The sequence below is a fragment of the Alcaligenes faecalis genome, from assembly GCF_002443155.1.
In the GTDB taxonomy this organism is placed as follows: Bacteria; Pseudomonadota; Gammaproteobacteria; order Burkholderiales; family Burkholderiaceae_B; genus Alcaligenes; species Alcaligenes faecalis.
Map to the genome: position 1 here is coordinate 1,221,695 of NZ_CP023667.1, position 16,566 is coordinate 1,238,260.

12 protein-coding genes are annotated in these 16,566 nt (G+C 58.4%); 9 read left to right on the plus strand and 3 right to left on the minus strand.

Annotated elements, in window-relative coordinates:
• Window positions 1-10: 10 nt before the first annotated feature.
• The 9 genes from CPY64_RS05600 (at window position 11) to CPY64_RS05640 (ending at window position 11,842) form a co-directional block, all read left to right on the plus strand.
• A complete protein-coding gene (locus CPY64_RS05600; RefSeq protein ID WP_042488959.1) occupies window positions 11-547 on the plus strand; it encodes an aromatic-ring-hydroxylating dioxygenase subunit beta in 537 nt (178 codons plus the stop codon).
• The gene (locus tag CPY64_RS05605; protein WP_042488957.1) at window positions 547-1,155 is read left to right on the plus strand and encodes a cysteine hydrolase family protein; all 609 of its coding nucleotides are present in this window, start codon (window positions 547-549) and stop codon (window positions 1,153-1,155) included. Before CPY64_RS05600 ends, CPY64_RS05605 begins: the two co-directional genes overlap by 1 nt.
• A gap of 9 nt (window positions 1,156-1,164) precedes the next feature.
• Window positions 1,165-1,992, plus strand: a complete 828-nt coding sequence (locus tag CPY64_RS05610; protein WP_042488955.1) for an SDR family oxidoreductase — start codon at window positions 1,165-1,167, stop codon at window positions 1,990-1,992.
• A 104-nt stretch (window positions 1,993-2,096) separates the two neighbouring features.
• Window positions 2,097-3,689: a phytoene desaturase family protein gene (locus CPY64_RS05615; protein ID WP_042488951.1), complete on the plus strand. Its 1,593-nt coding sequence runs from the start codon at window positions 2,097-2,099 to the stop codon at window positions 3,687-3,689.
• 310 nt (window positions 3,690-3,999) lie between these two features.
• The gene (locus CPY64_RS05620) at window positions 4,000-6,441 is read left to right on the plus strand and encodes a DUF3772 domain-containing protein (protein WP_042488949.1); all 2,442 of its coding nucleotides are present in this window, start codon (window positions 4,000-4,002) and stop codon (window positions 6,439-6,441) included.
• Window positions 6,442-6,484: 43 nt separating this feature from the next.
• Complete coding sequence (locus CPY64_RS05625) at window positions 6,485-8,884, plus strand: mechanosensitive ion channel domain-containing protein (RefSeq protein ID WP_080723851.1); 2,400 nt, start codon at window positions 6,485-6,487, stop codon at window positions 8,882-8,884.
• A 99-nt stretch (window positions 8,885-8,983) separates the two neighbouring features.
• Window positions 8,984-10,282 (plus strand): MFS transporter, encoded by a 1,299-nt coding sequence (locus CPY64_RS05630; RefSeq protein ID WP_042488942.1) that lies wholly within the window; start codon window positions 8,984-8,986, stop codon window positions 10,280-10,282.
• 15 nt (window positions 10,283-10,297) lie between these two features.
• Window positions 10,298-11,413: an aminotransferase class V-fold PLP-dependent enzyme gene (locus CPY64_RS05635; RefSeq protein WP_240513939.1), complete on the plus strand. Its 1,116-nt coding sequence runs from the start codon at window positions 10,298-10,300 to the stop codon at window positions 11,411-11,413.
• Window positions 11,414-11,425: 12 nt separating this feature from the next.
• Window positions 11,426-11,842: a hypothetical protein gene (locus CPY64_RS05640; RefSeq protein ID WP_042488935.1), complete on the plus strand. Its 417-nt coding sequence runs from the start codon at window positions 11,426-11,428 to the stop codon at window positions 11,840-11,842.
• A 9-nt stretch (window positions 11,843-11,851) separates the two neighbouring features.
• On the opposite strand, the gene CPY64_RS05645 is transcribed toward CPY64_RS05640, so the two are convergent.
• The 3 genes from CPY64_RS05645 to CPY64_RS05655 form a co-directional block, all read right to left on the minus strand.
• Complete coding sequence (locus CPY64_RS05645) at window positions 11,852-12,415, minus strand: helix-turn-helix domain-containing protein (protein ID WP_223254014.1); 564 nt, start codon at window positions 12,413-12,415, stop codon at window positions 11,852-11,854.
• 74 nt (window positions 12,416-12,489) lie between these two features.
• Window positions 12,490-13,506 (minus strand): HD-GYP domain-containing protein, encoded by a 1,017-nt coding sequence (locus tag CPY64_RS05650; RefSeq protein WP_042488930.1) that lies wholly within the window; start codon window positions 13,504-13,506, stop codon window positions 12,490-12,492.
• Window positions 13,499-16,465, minus strand: a complete 2,967-nt coding sequence (locus tag CPY64_RS05655) for an MHYT domain-containing protein (RefSeq protein ID WP_052363040.1) — start codon at window positions 16,463-16,465, stop codon at window positions 13,499-13,501. The genes CPY64_RS05650 and CPY64_RS05655 overlap by 8 nt, the downstream gene beginning before the upstream one ends.
• Window positions 16,466-16,566: the final 101 nt, after the last annotated feature.

A 16,566-nucleotide genomic window follows, 5' to 3' on the forward strand; every position in this document is an offset into this window, starting at 1 on the left:
GAGAATTCTTATGTTGTTTGATATTGATTTTGACGTCAGCGTGGATCAGGTCACACCTGTGACGCTGAGCCTGGAAGCCATCCGCGAAGTGGAGCAGTTCATCTACCACGAAGCTCGTCTGCTGGACGAGCGCCGTTGGCAAGCATGGCTGGATCTGTGGACCGAGGAGGGCATGTACTGGATTCCTCATAGCTACGACCAGGAAAGCCCTTACGAGCACATTTCCCTGTGCTGGGAAAACAAGCTGCTGCGTGAACTGCGTATTCGTCGTCTGGAAAACCACCGTAACTGGTCCCAGCAGCCGATTACCCAGTCCTGCCGCGTGCTGGGCAATGTGATGATCGACGGCACCGATCCGGAAGGTTATCTGGTGGTGCGCTCCAGCTTCCATTCCATGGAATGGCGCGGTAAAGATCCGGTCTACCGTGTCGGCAGCCTGATTCACAAGCTGCAAGCCCAGGAGGGCGGTGGCTGGAAACTGCGCATGAAGCAGGTGAACCTGGTGGATCGTGACGCGGTTCACGGCGCGATTCAGGTGTACATCTAATGTCGGCAGCCCATCACACAGCCTTGCTGGCCCTGCATTATCAAAACGATGTCCTGCACGCCGATGGCCTGATCCGTGTGGGGGTAGAGGCCAACAGCCCCCAGCGTCAGGCCCTGATTGAGGCTGCAGGCCGTTTGCTGGCGCAGGCCCGCGCACAGGGCGTGCCCATTGTGCATGTGCGGGTGGGCTATCGGCCAGATTACGCCGATCTGCTGTGCAATGCGCCGATTCTGCACAATGTGAAACGAATCGGTGCCATGCAGACCGGCAGTTGGGGAGCCCAGTTCTTTGACGGGCTGGCTCCCTTGCCCAACGAGTTTGAAGTCCATCACACGCGCATCAATGCGTTCTTCGGTTCCGCGCTGGAGCCGGTGGTGCGTCGTTTGGGCGTGGAGCGTCTGGTGATTGCCGGTGTCGCCACCCATTCCGTGGTGGAAAGCACGGTGCGCCATGCGGTGGATATGGGCTATGAAGTGGCTGTGGTGGCCAGCGCCTGCGGCGCACCGCCCGCCACGCATGAAGCCTCCCTGGCCAGCATGAGCCTGATTGCTCATATTGATCGGGATGAAGATTGGGCAGCCGTCTTTGGCGCGCCACAAGCACAGTAGGAGAAGCACATGCAGCAGGACATGAAGGTGAATTTACAGGGTAAGGTCGCCATCGTGACCGGGTCTACGCAAGGGCTGGGGGCGGATATCGCCCTGGCTTTGTGTGCCGCCGGTGCGTGGGTGCTGATTGTGGGTCGCAGCCAGGAAGAAGGCCAGCGTACCGAGGCGCGTTTGCAGGCCGTGGGCAAGGCCCAGTTCATGGCCGCCAATATTTGTGATGATGCGCAGCTGGATGCCTGCGTGCAGGCCGCCCTGGCACAAACCGGCCGCATCGACATTGTGGTGAACAATGCCTGTTCCTATGGGGACGAAGGTCTGGCCTCCAGCCGGGAGCTGTGGCATCAGACACTGGATGTGAACTTGATCTCCAGCGCGATTCTGGCCCAGAAAGCCACGCCGCATATGGGGCAGGGCGGGGTCATCATCAATATGGGCAGTACGGGCGGCAAATTCGGCGTGGCCGGGCGTGCGCTGTACCCGGCTTCCAAAGCAGCCATTTTGCAGTTCACCAAAAGCTTGGCCGTGGAATTGGCGCCTTCGGGGATTCGGGTGCTGACGGTTTCGCCCGCCTGGACCTGGTCGCCGTCCGTCGAACGCATGAGCGGTGGTTCGCGTGAGCTGGCCAATCAGGTGGGAGCGCAGGTTCATCCTTTGGGCCGAGTCGGTTCCGGCGAAGAAGTGGCTCAGGTGGTCTTGTTTGCCGTGTCGGGCGCGGCTTCCTGGATGACAGGGATTGATCTACCCGTGGACGGTGGCTTTTCCGTGCTCGGGCCAGAGCAGGGCAAGTCGCCCCGTCACTGGTTTGAACGCTGGCAGGCGCAGTCGTCTGGCTCATAAATCAAAAAGTGCGGTAAAAGAGGTCCAGGGCTTGTGAACACCTGTTTCTTGCTGCGGGTTCACAAGCCCTGACCCCGTTCAGGGCAATTTAAAAAAGGTGTGGGATGACAGACTCAACAAATAAAAAATCGTATGCCGTCATTGTGGTGGGCAGTGGCATCAACTCCCTGGTATGTGCCGCCTTGCTGGCGCAAAAGGGTAAACAGGTCTTGGTACTGGAACGTAACGACCGTGCGGGTGGGTGTATCCGTACCGAGGAGCTGTTCCCCGGTTTTACTCATGAGCTGCTGTCGTCCTGGTATCCCTTGTTCACTTCCGGTGCTGCCTACGCTCGTCTGAAAGACGATCTGGCCGCGCAGGGCGTGGAGTTTCTGGAAAACGGCTATACCACCGGCGTGGTGGGCAGCGATGGCAAGGGCATGGCCCTGCGTCACGATGTGGGCGATTCGATTCAACGTATCAATGCTCTGCAAGCCGGCGATGGCGATGCCTTCGGGGCCATGTGCAGCCAATTGTTCGAGCGCGATGCAGGCCTGACCTTTGGCTTGCTGGGCACCGAGCCTTATAGCCGTGGCTTGTTGGGTCTGCTGTTCTCGCAATGGCGCAAGCGTCGCATGGACGGCATGGTTCAGTACGGACGTGAGTCCCTGGAGTCCTTCCGCCGCTGGGCAGACCGTGAACTGAAAGATGACCGCGTGCGCGGCATGATGGCCCCCTGGGTCTTGCACTCGGGCCTGGGCCCTGACGATGCCTGCTCGGCCTTGATCGGCAAGCTGACCTTTGCCGCCGTGGTGGCCGGTGGCATGCCTGTGGTGAAAGGCGGTGGCCAGAATCTGGTGCGTGCGCTATGCGCCATTATTGAAAAGGCCGGTGGCCGTATTCAACTGAACACCGAAGTAGAAGAAATTGTGCTGGAAGGACAAAAAGCCCGTGGCGTGCGTGCCGGTGGCCAAGTCTACGAAGCCAGCCATGTCGTGTGCAACGTCACGCCGCCACAGCTCTATGGTCGTCTGTTGCCGGGCGCGCCCGCCCAGGTACGTGAGCAAGCCAATGCCTACCGCTTCGGCCGTGGTGATATGCAAATTCATCTGGCGCTGGACAGCATGCCTAACTGGAGTGATCAGGAGCTGCTGAAAGTACCGTTGCTGCACTTGTCCGACAGCTTGGAAGACGTCAGCATGAGTGTGGCTCAAGCCAATAATGGCCTGATCCCCGCCAAGTTCACCGTGGCTATCGGCCAGCCTTGCTCTTTGGACCCCAGCCGTGCGCCGGAAGGCAAATGGATTCTGTGGATGCAGATGCAGGACATGCCGTCCAAACTACGCGGCGATGCCGCCGGCAAGATTGATGTTCCTGCCGACGGCAAATGGACTGAAGAAGTCAGCAAGGCCGTGGCCGAACGCATCATCGATCAACTGGAAGGCGTCATGCCCGGTTTGCGTCAGCAAATCGTGGGCCAGAAGGTACTGTCACCGGCGGACCTGGAATCCATCAACTGCAACTTGGTGGGCGGCGACCCGTACTCGGGCATTTGCTCCCCCGACCAGTTCTTCTGGATGCGCCCCTTCGCCGCCAGTAACGGTGCCCGGTCCCACGCCACACCGTACAAGAACGTCTATCACATCGGTGCGTCTACTCACCCCGGCCCCGGCTTGGCGGGAGCGTCCGGATTCATGGTGGCGGAGCAGATTCGTTAAGCACTCTTGCGCCTGAGGCTTGATACTTGCAGGCAGAAAACCGGCCAGGATAGGTGTTGTGCACCTGCTCTGGCCGGTTTTTTTTGCTACTTCGTATTCACTTGAAAGAGGATTTGATCCTGTGTGACAGCTAGCCAAGGAGCTGAAAACGGACCAGCGCTCAGTTCAGAAGCGTTTATCGCCTAAAAAAACTGCTATCTCGCCAATAGCTCATGCGCCAAGCAGACAATAGTTCGGTATTCTGTGCATGTTTTCTGCTGCCCTGCCGGTTTCATGCGTGGGGCCTTATTGTTTAGCCGGAGTTTTTCTGATGCACGCTTTTCGCCGTTCGCGCCTGTGTGCTTTTTTGCCCTTGTGGCTGCTGGCTGTGGTGCTGGCCGTAACGACTGTCCCTGCGACGGCCGAGACAGGAGCCTGGACGCCTGCGCAGGCCAGTGAATCCCTGAATGAATTGCGGGACACCTTGCAAACCGTGCAGGAGCGTTTGCAGAAAAATGACGGTTTAAGTGATTCGGATCTGGTGGCCCTGCGCAATCAGTTGTTGCTGGCGCAAGAGCAGGCGCAGGAAACGAGTGTGCGTCTGGAGCCGGAGTTGCTCAGTGTGACGGCACGCTTGAGTCAGTTGGGGCCGGTAGACGATCCGGCTGGGGAGTCCGAGGACATTGCCCGCCAGCGTGCGCAGTTGCAGCAGTCGGTGACCGAGCTGGACGGCATGATCAAGCTGGCCCGTTTGATCGGGGTGGAAACCACGCAAGGTCTGGATCAGGTGTCCAAGCAGCGCCGTGTGATTTTTCAGGCAGAGCTGGGTCGGCAGTCGCAATCGGTCTTGACGCCGCGTTTCTGGCGCAATGTGTCGCGTGACTTGCCCGGTGATCTGGCGCGGGTGGAACGCATGCGCAAGGATCTGGCCCAACGTGTCACGGATTTGCCCGCCTATGTGCTGTGGTCGGCAAGTGCTTTGGCCTTGGCGTTGCTGGGCCTGTCGGTCTGGGCGGTGCGGGGGCTGGAGCGCTTTACCATCAGTCATACCAAGCCCTCGCGCTTGCGACGCTCTTTTTATGCAACAGCCTTGATTGTGCTCTACAGTCTGACGCCCGGTTTGTTGGCCTCGGTGGCAGCAGGGCTGTTTTACTGGAACGGCAATCTGGCCCCGGATCTGGCCAGCTTTGTGTCCAAATCCGTCTTTGCCTTGTACCTGGGTGGTTTTGTCACGGGAATGGGACGTGTGCTCTTGTCGGCACAGCGTCCTAGCTGGCGCTTGCCGCCTATCCCCAGCACGGTGGCCCTGAAGCTGGCCTGGTTGCCGCTTGCGCTGGGCATCATGGTGGCCTTGACCTGGATGTCGCAGCAATTGCTGGGATTGATCAACGCCACGCTAAGCACGACTTTGCTGGTTAACAGCTTCAACACGCTGACCCTGAGCATTTTTATTGCGATTGCCGCCTGGAATTTAAGTCAGGGGCGTGAAAAGACACCGGCGCCGGAAGGTGGCGAGGACCTCCAGAAAACCGTTCCCGTCCAGCAAGGGGCAACCTGGTTGCGCGCGATTCCCATCACCCTGGGTGTGGTGATTGTGCTGGGCATGATTGCCTTCTTGCTGGGTTATATCGCGCTAAGCAGCCTGATTGTGCAGGAGATGCTGTGGCTGAGTCTGGTGATTTGCACCTGCTATGTGCTGGTTGCATTGATTGCCGATATTGGCCAAAGCCTGCTGCTGCAGTTCAAGGAAAAACGGGCCGCCAATGAGTGGACCAGCACGCAATTGCGCGGCAGCAGCCAGATTGTGATTGTGTTGTCCGGGGCGCTGCGTCTGTGCCTGATTATCACGGCGATTACCCTGGTCCTGCTTCCCTTTGGGGAAGACCCCACGCAGTGGCTGCAGCGTCGTTTGGGCTTTTTGGTCAAGGGCTTTTCTTTAGGGCAGGTGCAGCTAAAACCGAGCTCCGTCCTGGTGGCGGTGCTGATTCTGGTGCTGGGCATTTTGTTCGTCAAAGCCTTGCAGCGCTGGGTTGCCAACCAGCTTTTGCCCGCTACGCGTATCGATCCCGGTATGCGCGTATCTACCGCAAACCTGTTCAGCTATGTGGGCTACTTCATTGTGGTGGCCACGGCGATTTCGTCTTTGGGTATTGGGCTGGAACGCATGGCCTGGGTGATTTCCGCCTTGTCCGTGGGTATCGGTTTTGGCTTGCAAGCGGTGGTGCAGAACTTTGTATCGGGGCTGATTCTGTTGGCCGAACGTCCCATCAAGATTGGAGACTGGGTCAGCCTGAACGGGGTGGAGGGCAATGTGCGCAAGATCAATGCCCGTGCCACGGAAATCGAGATGTTTGACCGTTCTACCCTGATCGTGCCGAACTCCGAATTCATTACCAAAACCGTGCGCAATGTGACCTTGAGCAACCCCTTGGGGGTGGTGAAGGTCAAGATCAATATGCCTATCGACACCGACGCTAAACGGGTGCGTTCTATCATGCTGGATGTGATGCAGAACTACAGCGATGTATTGGCCGATCCGGCGCCTGATGTGACGTTGGACGGTTTTGATGCCAACGGCTTGCAGTTTACGGCGACCTGCTATGTGGCCTCGCCACGAATTGGCAGCCGGGTACGCAGTGTCCTGATGTTCGATATTCTGGATGAGTTGCGAAAAGAAGGTCTGGCCCTGCACCACACGCAAACCATGACGGTGCTGCCCACCACGCCGGTCACCAGCCAGACGGAAAGCAATAACCCCTTGTTGAATGAGTAAACCCAGATAAAAACAACAGGCAGGGCCCAGGGAGACAGAAGCTATGAAGCCGCTAAGACTATGTGTGCAGGTCTTGCTCGTGTGCCTGAGCCTGATGGGGGGCTGGACGGGAGCACAGGCACAAGCCTTGTCCGAGGTAGAGCAAGAGCGTCAAATGATGCGGGATCTACAGCGGACTCAGGATGAAATTCGCCTGATGCAGTTCCGGCTGGAAGGCAACCAGATCTCGATACGGCCGGAGCGTGCTTACGAGCAGGATCAAAAGCTGCTGCAAGCGCAGGAGTTGTCTAGCCGGGTGGTACAGTCGCTGGAACGCCGTAGCCGACTGGTGCGAGCCCGCTTGCAAGAACTGGGCGAGGACGCCGGGGACGAGGCCGACCAGGCCACACTTCATAACGAGCGCATGCAGTTGCGGCGAGCCGATGCTGCCTTGCGTGCGGATTTGCGCGTAGCGCGCCTGGTGCAGCTGGAAACGCAGCAGACCCGTCAGTTATTGCGAGAGGCGACCAAGCGTTACGAGTACGCCAAACGCTGGCAACGCAATTCCTCTTTGGTGTTGTTTGAAAGTCTGCCCGAACTGAAAGAGGCCTGGCCGGCAGATCGGCAAAGGCTGTCCGACTTCGCGCAACAGTGGCGTCACACCTGGCAAACCAGCAGTTGGCAGCAAAGTAGCGCCTCATTGTGGATGGCGGCGGCGGTCCTGATTCTGACGAGCTGTTTGTTCCGCGTCATGCCGGTGTGGGTCAGTCGTTATTTGCCGGCGGGACGCCTGCGCCGCTCCAGTCTGACGATTGCCAATTTCCTGCTGTGGTTTGTGCTCAGCTGGATCGTGGCCGACCTGGTGGTCGAGTTGCTGTTTGACCGGCCAGACCTGCAAGCCTTGCAGCTGGATTTGCTGGCCCATCTGAAAATATCGGCCGTTATTGCCGCCGTGGCGTTCGCTTGTATCAAAGGCATTGTGATGCAGCCTCGGGCCACCTGGCGCTTGATCCCCATCTCGGATCAGGCCCAGCGCGGGCTGCGTTACTTTGCGCCTGCCTTTTTTCTGATTGCGTTTGCCGATATTACCGACGTTTTTTTCCAGGCCTCACTGGGCATGTCGGATGCATTTCAGTCTCTGATTGATGGTGTCAGCAGCGTGCTGTATTTGCTGCTGTATGGCTATGGCTTGTGGGTCTTGCGGGGCGAGCTGTTTGGCAAGACTGATGCAGTGGGGCAGGGGGGAGCCAAAACGGCGCGGGGCTGGGCGCGACTGGCTTTCAAGGGCGCTGTCCTTATCTATATGCTGGTGCTGGGACTGTTCGTTGGCGGCTGGCAGGGTTTGTCCGATGATTTGATGTCGCATTTCATAACTATGCCTTTGGTGTTTGGTCTGCTTACCTATGTGGGCATGGTTTGGCTGCAGGATGTGTCGGACTCCTTGCTGACGTATTTGCAAAACCGCAGCCGGGACCCCGTGGCTGCACCGATTCGAGTGCAAAGCCAGTTCATTGTGGTGTTCTTTGCCATTGCCCGCATGACGGTGCTGGGTTTGGCCGTTTGGCTGATTAGTGGCGACTGGTTAAGTGAACCGAAACAGCTGCTGGAGTCGGGGCTGGATGTATCGCGTGAGGCCTTGCGTCTGGGTGCGGTGCAGTGGCGCCTGGATTTGTGGTTGATTGCCTTGGGCGTGATGCTGGTAGGCGCCGTGCTGATCCACTTTTTGCGTGTCTGGCTGCGTCAGAACTACATGCCCAACACCACACTGGAGCCCGGCCTGCAAAATGCCATCGTGGGCATGGTGGGCTATGTCGCTTACTTCGTTCTGCTGGTGATTTGTCTGTCCATGCTGGGTGTACCGATTGAGTCAGTCACCTGGATCTTTACCGCTTTGACGGTGGGCCTGGGCTTTGGTTTGCGGGGTATTGTGCAGAACATTGCTTCTGGCCTGATGCTGATGGTGGAGCGCCCCGTCAAAGTCGGGGACTGGGTGGAAGTGGAGGGCAGCGAAGGCAATGTGCGCCAGATCCGTTTGCGGGCGACGTATGTGGAGCGGTTTGATCGCACGATGGTGATGGTTCCCAACGCCCAGATGATGGGGCGGCAGGTACGCAACCTGACCTACACGCCCACCTCTCTGGGGGCGATTGAGTCTCGCTTGTTGTTCCCGCTGGATGTGGACGCGGATGCAGTCATGCAGATTCTGCGCGACGCTGTGCTGTCCGAGCCGGAAATTCTGGACGAGCCTGCCCCCATCCTGTCGTGTGACGGGATTTTTGGTGATGGGGTCGCGTTCAGTACGCGTTGTTTCATCAACAGCATGCGGGTGCACCGCCGGGTGCGCAGCAACCTGATGCTGGATATCTTGCGCCGTCTGCGTCAGCAGGGCATCAGCTTGCATCCGGCGCAACGCTGGGTGCAGGAAGCCATGGACAAGGACAGGGCCGAGGACGAAGACCTTTAGGGTTTTCCCAGTGATTGAAAGCTGAAATATTCATCCGTATAATTTGTTTAGCCACACTAAACAGAAAAAGCGCGTGATGCGCATCAGGATGGATGAGACATGAGCAAGAAACAGTCCTCTCAGGGCGAAGCACCCGTATCGCCCTGGCGTGCTGCCAGTGCTGCTGGTTTAGGCACCATGATCGAGTACTACGATTTTCAGTTGTACGGCGTCCTGGCGGTCACGCTGAGCGTGCTGTTTTTCCACGCCGGTAATGAAAATGCGGCCTTGCTGTCCACGCTGGCCGTGTTTGGCGGCGCCTTTCTGGCCCGGCCCTTGGGCGGGATCTTCTTTGGCTGGTTCGGTGACAAGCATGGTCGTACCGCTGCCTTGATGTTCACCATTGTGGGCATCGGGGTGGCCAGTGCATTAATGGGCATGCTGCCCACCTACGCTACCCTGGGCCTGGCTGCGCCGGCCTTGCTCTTGCTGTGCCGTTTGCTGCAGGGCTTTTTTGCCGGGGGTGAAATTACCGGCGCGGCCACGTATGTGGCGGAATGCTCGCCCCCCGGCAAGCGCGGTTTTTTTGGTGCATTCAATCCGGCAGCGGCCACTTTGGGCTTGTCCCTGGCCACGGGAGTAGCTGGTTTGGTGACGGCATTGGTGGGCAAGGAAGCCATGCTGGATTGGGGCTGGCGCATTCCCTTTTTGCTGTCCATTCCCTTGATCATTCTGTGCGTCTGGGCCCGTTCGCGCATTGAGGATTCGCCGCGCTTCAAGGAAATGCTCAAAAGCCATCACCCCGAGCATTCGCCCTTGTCCTTGATTGTGCGTGATTACCGCCGCCCCCTCTTGCAGGTCATTGCCATTGGTTTTGCCCAGAATGCGGCAGGTTACGTGGGCGTGGTCTACCTGAGTACCCACTTGATCCACACCCTGAAATACGACGGCACTGCGGTGTTCTGGCTGATTTCCCTGGTCACCTTGTGCTCGGCCTTCATCATGCCTTTTGCCGGCGGCCTGTCTGACCGCTTCGGTCGCAAGCCTTTGTTGACGATTGGCTTGCTGGGCTATCTGGTGCTAGTGCCCTTGACCATGTGGGTTGCCTCCTGGGGCAGTTTCCCGCTGGCGGTCATTGCCGTAGCCGTGTCCATTTTGCCCTTCATCGTGGTCCAGGCCGTGGGCTATCCCTTGTATGCCGAATTGTTCCCTACGCGAGTGCGCTATAGCGGCGTGTCGCTGGGCTTTAACATCGCCACCATTCTGGGTGGAGCGACGGCGCCGTTCGTGGCGTCCTGGCTGACGGGCCTGACCGGTTCCAGCATGGCACCCGCCTTCTATGTGATGGTCGTGGCGCTGATCGGGATTGCCGCCCTGAGCACGGTGCAGGAAACCTCTGGCCGTCAGTTGGCCGATTGATTTTCAAGGAAGTGAATGATGTCCGGATATTTTCTTTATCACTCCATTGGCATGTTCGAGGGCAAGGAAGCCGCCATGCGTGCCGAACTGGATCAGTTCAGCCAGGTCTGGTCGGCTCAGGATGATGGCCAGTGGGGCTACGCCTTGGGTCAGAAGCAGGCGTTCATGGATGCCTGGGCCAGCCTGATTGGCGCGGACTCCAAGGATATTGCGCTTAGCGAAAACGTCACTGGTGGCCTCTACAGCATTCTGGGTTCCTTGCCTGCGCATGTGCTCAAAGGGCGTACCTTGCTGGTCGCCGCTGATTGCTTCCCCAGCCTGCATTTTCTGCTGCAAAAGCTGGCCCTGCGTCTGGGTTTCACCCTGCGTACCGTGCCCTTGAGCGCGGGCCTGTCCTATGTGACGGATGACGATTTCATCAATGCCTGGGACGACAACGTGGGCCTGGCCCTGGTGACCTGGGTCAGCTCGACATCCTCGCACCGGGTGGATGTCGATCGTATGGCGCAGTGTGCGACGGAGCATGGCAGCCTGATGGCGCTGGATTTGACGCAAGCGGCCGGTCTGGTGCCGTTTACCGTGCATGAAGGCGTGGCCTTTACCTTGTCGGCGTCCTTGAAGTGGGCCTGCGGCGTGTCGGGAGCCAGCCTTTTGCACGTGCGTGCGGATCTGATCGAGCAGTGCGAACCCGAGTTCCGTGGCTGGTTCAGCCAGGAAGATCCCTTTAACTGGAATCTGGACCAGTTCAGCTATGCCGAAGGCGCACGTCGTTTTGACCATGGCACACCGGCTATTTTGGGCAGTATCGCGTCCTTGCCTGGCATGCGTTTTGTGCTGGAAACCGGCGTGGAAAAATTGCTGGAACAAAACCGGGCATTGACGGCTATCTTGCTGGATCGTGCAGACAAGGCCAATTGGCCCGTGCTGACGCCCTTGGCCGAGAATGAGCGCGGCGGCAGCATCATGTTGCGTGCCAGCAGTGCCCAGCGTGCGCAGGCCATGGTGGATCAGTTGCGCGAGCAGGAGCTGTATTGTGACCAGCGTGATGGCGTTTTGCGCTTGTCGCCCGGCAATGTCTGCACCGAGCAGGATGTGCTGCGCCTGTGCGACACCTTACAAGCCGGTTGGTAAGGAGAAACAGGGATGGATAGCCAAACTTGGGCGCATCAAGCCAGCCGCCGTATCGAACGACCGGCCAAGGTCGTGATGGACTATATGGCGGATCTGGATGCTCTGGGACGCTGGTCCCTGGGCTGCTTTGATACGCAAACGGTGGAGCCGGGCCTGGTCGTGGGCACGTCCTTGTTTGACGGTGGCCAGACCCATGTCAGCGTGGAGATTCTGGCCGAGCAAGGGCTGATTCGCTACTGGGTCGGCAGCGCCACGCAACGCACGCCACGCATCAGCGCCATGGTGCAGCCGCTGGATCAGGATTCCTGCATTTTGATCATGCTGGCGACACGCGGTGCAGACATGGATGAAAACCGCTGGCTGCGTTTGCAGCGTTGCCATGAAACCGAGCTGGATCTGATCCAGGCCCAGCTGCACAGCGCGGCCTAGTTCTGGCGCTTAATAGCTGGGCGGGGTGATCGCCACAATAAAACGCACATCCTTGTCGTAAGGATTGCGATAGGCATGGGGCAGGCTGGAGTTGAAATAACAGCTGTCGCCCGTTTGCAAGCAGTGCTGATCATCCCCCACATCGACCAGTAGCTGGCCTTCGGTCACCAGCACACATTCCTCGGCAGGGTGGCTCCAGCGCTGCCCGACCGAGCTTCCGCCCGGCGGCAAAAAGCCCGCCAGCATTTCGATACTGCCAAAGCCGGGCGATACCCGCTGATACTGCACGCCCGAGGCGGATTGAATGCTCATGCGCTCGTTCTGGCGCACCACCGCCACTTGTTCCACATTGTCATCCAGCAAGGAAAACAAAGGCGTATCCAGCGCACGCGCGATCTGGCGCAAGGTGTCCAGACTGGGCTGGGTCAAGCCGCGCTCTACCTGGCTGATCAGGCCCGGGGAGACCTCGGCCAGCTCGGCGAGCTTGCGCAAAGACAGTTTTTTATGAAGTCGGACTTGGCGAATACGCAAAGCGGCCATGTAGGATCGGGCAGGAGATGATAAAGCCGTCATTGTAAGACAGGCCTGCCGGGCTGAGGGCGAACGGCCAGTCTGACAGCAGAGTTGCGGATGAGCTTGGGGCCTGTCTATGCCTTGGCCAGCGTATGCGGATCGTCCGCCCATTTTTCCTTGATATGCAGCATTTCGGGCAAGCATTTGTCCAGCAGGGCCACCAGTTGCGGATCAAAGTGCAGGCCGGATTGCTCGCGCAGATAGCTGATACAGCGTTCCACACTCCAGGCTTTCTTGTAGGGCCGGTCACTGGCGAGGGCGTCAAAGACATCGGCCACGGCCACAATGCGGGCGGGCAGGGGGATTTCCTCGCCCTTCAAGCCGTAGGGATAACCGCTGCCATCCCATTTTTCGTGGTGATACAGTGCAATTGTGCGCGCCAGTTTCAGCAGGCCATGGGAGTGCTGGCCAATAATGCGGGCGCCAATCAAGGTGTGCGTACGCATGATTTTCCACTCTTGGGCTGTCAGCTTGCCGGGTTTTTGCAGGATGGAGTCGGGGATACCGATTTTGCCGATATCGTGCATGGGTGCAGCATGCAGCAACTCGTCGGCCGCTTCACTGGAGTAGCCCAGCCAGTGCGCCAGAATGCGGGTGTAGTGGCTCATACGGATAACGTGGCGGCCAACCTCGTTGTCCTTGTATTCGGCGGCCGTACCCAGGCATCGAATAATTTGCAGGCGGCTATCGCGCAGTTCCTGCATTTGCACCAAAGACAGATGGTTGCGGATGCGCGCCTTCAGAATCGCCGGATTGAAGGGCTTGGAGATGTAATCCACCGCCCCCATGTCCAGGCCCATTTGCTCGTCATGTGGTTGCGAGAGCGCCGTCACAAAGACGATAGGAATATGCCGGGTCTTGATGTCTGCCTTCAAGGCTCGACAGACTTCGTAGCCCGACATTTGCGGCATCATGATGTCCAGCAGGATCAAGTCGGGCAGATCCCGTTGCGCCAGCTCCAGCGCCTTGACGCCATCTTTGGCAAAGAGCAAGCGGTAGTCCTGTTGCAGGGTATGACGCAGAATTTGAAGGTTGGCCGGCTCGTCATCGATGAGCAAGAGGGTAGCGCGTGGCGCGGTAAATTCATTCATGACGTGGCGTATCCTTGGCCAAGCTGGCATTCAGGTCTTTGATCAGCGCGGACAGGATGATACTGGCCTGAGCAAAGTCGAATACGTCTATAGTTTTATTGAGATTATTCAGGGTATCCGTTTGCCCTGTGCTTTCCAGGTACTGGCAAACCACCTGCAAGGCCGGTTCATCAAGCTCGTTGAGCAAGACACTGTTATGCAGGATATGGAGGTAGTTCAAGGCCACGTCGGGGGTGTGTACCACGATGTTTTGCGGGTTCGAATAGGGCGTGGGGGCGCCATGATGGCTTAACTCGTGGGCAATGCGGCTGAACATGTCCTGTAGCTGCTCAATACGGCCACGCATCTGGCGAGTCTGACCATGCCGAATTTTGTCTTCCAGCTCGGCACTCAGGGCAGAGACTTGTGGCAGGCCCAGATTGCCGGAGGTGCCGCGAATACCGTGCAGGCTGCCCAGCACAATTTCCCAGTTCGGTGAGGGCTGCTTGATTTCGTCAAGCGGGTAACGGGTATGCAGGTCTGACAGGAAACTGAGCAGGGCGCGACGCAGACGGACCTCCGAGCCCCACAGACTCAGGCCCATGTCCCAATCGATCAGGCTGCTCTCTTGCGGCTCAACGTTGTGCTCCGTAGAGTCAGCGGGGCTTAACCCCATGACCAGGGCAATTTCCTGCAGCAAAGAGGGCAGGTCCAGCGGTTTGGTGGCAAAGCCGTTCATGCCGGCTTCCTGTGCGGCGCGGCGATCGGATTCCATGACGCTGGCGGTCAGTGCAATCAGGGGCAAGGGAAGGCGTGCTTCGCGGCGTTCCTGCTCGCGCCAGCGGCGGGCGGTTTCCAGGCCGTCCAGCTCGGGCATATGCACATCCAGCAAGGCCACGTCAAAGTCTTCCTCGGACAGCAGCTCCAACACTTTGTGGCCATTATCGGTAGCAATCACCGAATGCCCGTGCTGCTCCAGTGCCAGGGTCAACAGTTCCTGATTCAGGCTGACGTCATCAGCCACCAGAATACGCAAAGGAGGCAGTTGCGGAAGATGAGGATCGTCCGGGTTCAGGCTGGGCTCTTTACCGGGCTCCAGTGGAATGCGGACCTCGAACACACTGCCTACGCCCAGGGTGCTTTGAACTTCCAGCGTACCGCCCATCAAGTCGACCAGCTGGCGCGCAATGGACACGCCCAGCCCCGTCCCACCGAAACGGCGGCTGATGGACACGTCGGCCTGGGTAAAGGGGGTAAATACATGGCGCAGCTGATCGGGCGTCATGCCGATGCCGGTATCGGTGACACGGATGGAAACGGCATTGCGTCCGGGTTCCGGGTTCACCTCTACGCGCACTGCACCGCTTTGTGTGAATTTGATGGCATTGCCGATCAGATTGTTCAGCACTTGCTGAATACGCAGCGGATCGCCTTTGTAAAAGGGGTGCAGATTGGGCGCATAATTCAGACGGAATTCCAGGTTCTTGGCGTCGGCGGCCAAACGCAGCGAGGCCATGACCTGCTCGCACAGTTCAATCAAGGAAAAATCGACCTGTTCCAGCTCCACCGAGCCTCGTTCCAGCTTGGTGGTGTCCAGAATATCGTTCAGCAAGGCCAGCAAGGAGCGGGCGGACTGGTTGATGATGGCCAGGTGCTTGTTCTGTTGCGCATTGAGCTGGTCGTTCAGCATCAAGTCGCTAAAGCCGATAATCGCGTTCAATGGGGTGCGGATTTCGTGGCTCATATTGGCCAGGAAGGCACTTTTGGCCTGGGCCGCCTGTTCCGCTTTTTCGGCGCTTTGACGCAGGGACTGGGTCAGCGCGTTGTAGCGGCTCATATCGGTGACAAAACCCACAAATAGCGGGTCGCCTGGTTGGCGAACCTTGCCAACCGCCAAGCGCATCGGCATCAAACTGCCATCTTTACGCAGTCCGGTCACGTCCCGACCTACACCAATAATCTTGGGGTCATTGCTACGCAGGTAATTGGACAGATAACTGTCGTGGCGCGAGCGATCCGGCTCGGGCATCAGCATGTTCACATTGCGGCCCAGCACTTCACCGGCTTTCCAGCCAAACAGGCGTTCTGCCGAATGGTTGAAGTCCAGAATGGTCCCGTGGCTGTTGATGGTGATGATGCCGTCAATCGCTGTATCCACAATGGCACGGTTATGTGATTCGCTCTCTTCCATCTTCAGAAACAGCTGGCGATAGCGCAGCAGACCATTGGCAGCGGTAACCAGCACCGTTACGGTAATGGTGAAGGTAGACAGCACCATGGACGCAAAGGTGCTGTTGAAGACGATCATGTCATCGGGCGGAGTGGTCTGGCCTATGAAACGGGCGGCGGCCATGCCGGTGTAGTGCATGCCGGAGATGGTCAGGCCCAGCACAATGCCGCTGATCACCACGCGTTGCAGCAAGGTCAGGCGAGTGCGATGCAGGCGAAAGCGTATCCACAGGGCCACGGTTGCCAGTACCACCGCCAGCACAATCGACAAGAAGAAGGTAAAAGGCTCGTAGCGCAGCATCGGTGCCATCCGCATGGCCGCCATGCCGCTGTAATGCATGGTGCCTATGCCCAGGCCCACCAAAATGCCGCCCACAATCAGGTGCGAGCGCTGGACACGAGCTTGCGAGAGGATTTGCAGCGCCACCCAGGATGCGCCCACGCTGGGCAGAACCGACAGCATGGTGATGGCCGGGTCGTAGTGGACGCTGGTACAGAGTTCAAAGGCCAGCATGCCAATAAAGTGCATGGTCCAGATGCCGCCGCCCAGAGCAATGGCACCCGTGCAGATAGCAATCTGGCGATGCAGGCGCAAGTCCGCCATGCGGGCAATATGGGCCGTGTGCAGGGCCATGCCCGAGGAGAAGATGGCAACCAGTAGCGACAGGATGACCAGACCACTGTTATAGCTGCCAACCAAAAAGGGAGCCATCTGGTCCGCACTGATGAAGAACTGGTCGAGTATCCGCATAGGTGCTTATGTCCGAAACGGCCTATAGGGGGCCAAGTTAGACGAAATGTGTCAGGCTCCCCCTGCCTGCCAGAGGGAATGTAACGGTGAAATTCGGATAG

Bases quoted from the DNA above. Each gene is read 5' to 3' on its own strand.
- CPY64_RS05600 (WP_042488959.1), top strand. From the start codon at position 11: ATGTTGTTTGATATTGATTTTGACGTCAGCGTGGATCAGGTCACACCT.
- CPY64_RS05605 (WP_042488957.1), top strand. From the start codon at position 547: ATGTCGGCAGCCCATCACACAGCCTTGCTGGCCCTGCATTATCAAAAC.
- CPY64_RS05610 (WP_042488955.1), top strand. From the start codon at position 1,165: ATGCAGCAGGACATGAAGGTGAATTTACAGGGTAAGGTCGCCATCGTG.
- CPY64_RS05615 (WP_042488951.1), top strand. From the start codon at position 2,097: ATGACAGACTCAACAAATAAAAAATCGTATGCCGTCATTGTGGTGGGC.
- CPY64_RS05620 (WP_042488949.1), top strand. From the start codon at position 4,000: ATGCACGCTTTTCGCCGTTCGCGCCTGTGTGCTTTTTTGCCCTTGTGG.
- CPY64_RS05625 (WP_080723851.1), top strand. From the start codon at position 6,485: ATGAAGCCGCTAAGACTATGTGTGCAGGTCTTGCTCGTGTGCCTGAGC.
- CPY64_RS05630 (WP_042488942.1), top strand. From the start codon at position 8,984: ATGAGCAAGAAACAGTCCTCTCAGGGCGAAGCACCCGTATCGCCCTGG.
- CPY64_RS05635 (WP_240513939.1), top strand. From the start codon at position 10,298: ATGATGTCCGGATATTTTCTTTATCACTCCATTGGCATGTTCGAGGGC.
- CPY64_RS05640 (WP_042488935.1), top strand. From the start codon at position 11,426: ATGGATAGCCAAACTTGGGCGCATCAAGCCAGCCGCCGTATCGAACGA.
- CPY64_RS05645 (WP_223254014.1), bottom strand. From the start codon at position 12,415: ATGACGGCTTTATCATCTCCTGCCCGATCCTACATGGCCGCTTTGCGT.
- CPY64_RS05650 (WP_042488930.1), bottom strand. From the start codon at position 13,506: ATGAATGAATTTACCGCGCCACGCGCTACCCTCTTGCTCATCGATGAC.
- CPY64_RS05655 (WP_052363040.1), bottom strand. From the start codon at position 16,465: ATGCGGATACTCGACCAGTTCTTCATCAGTGCGGACCAGATGGCTCCC.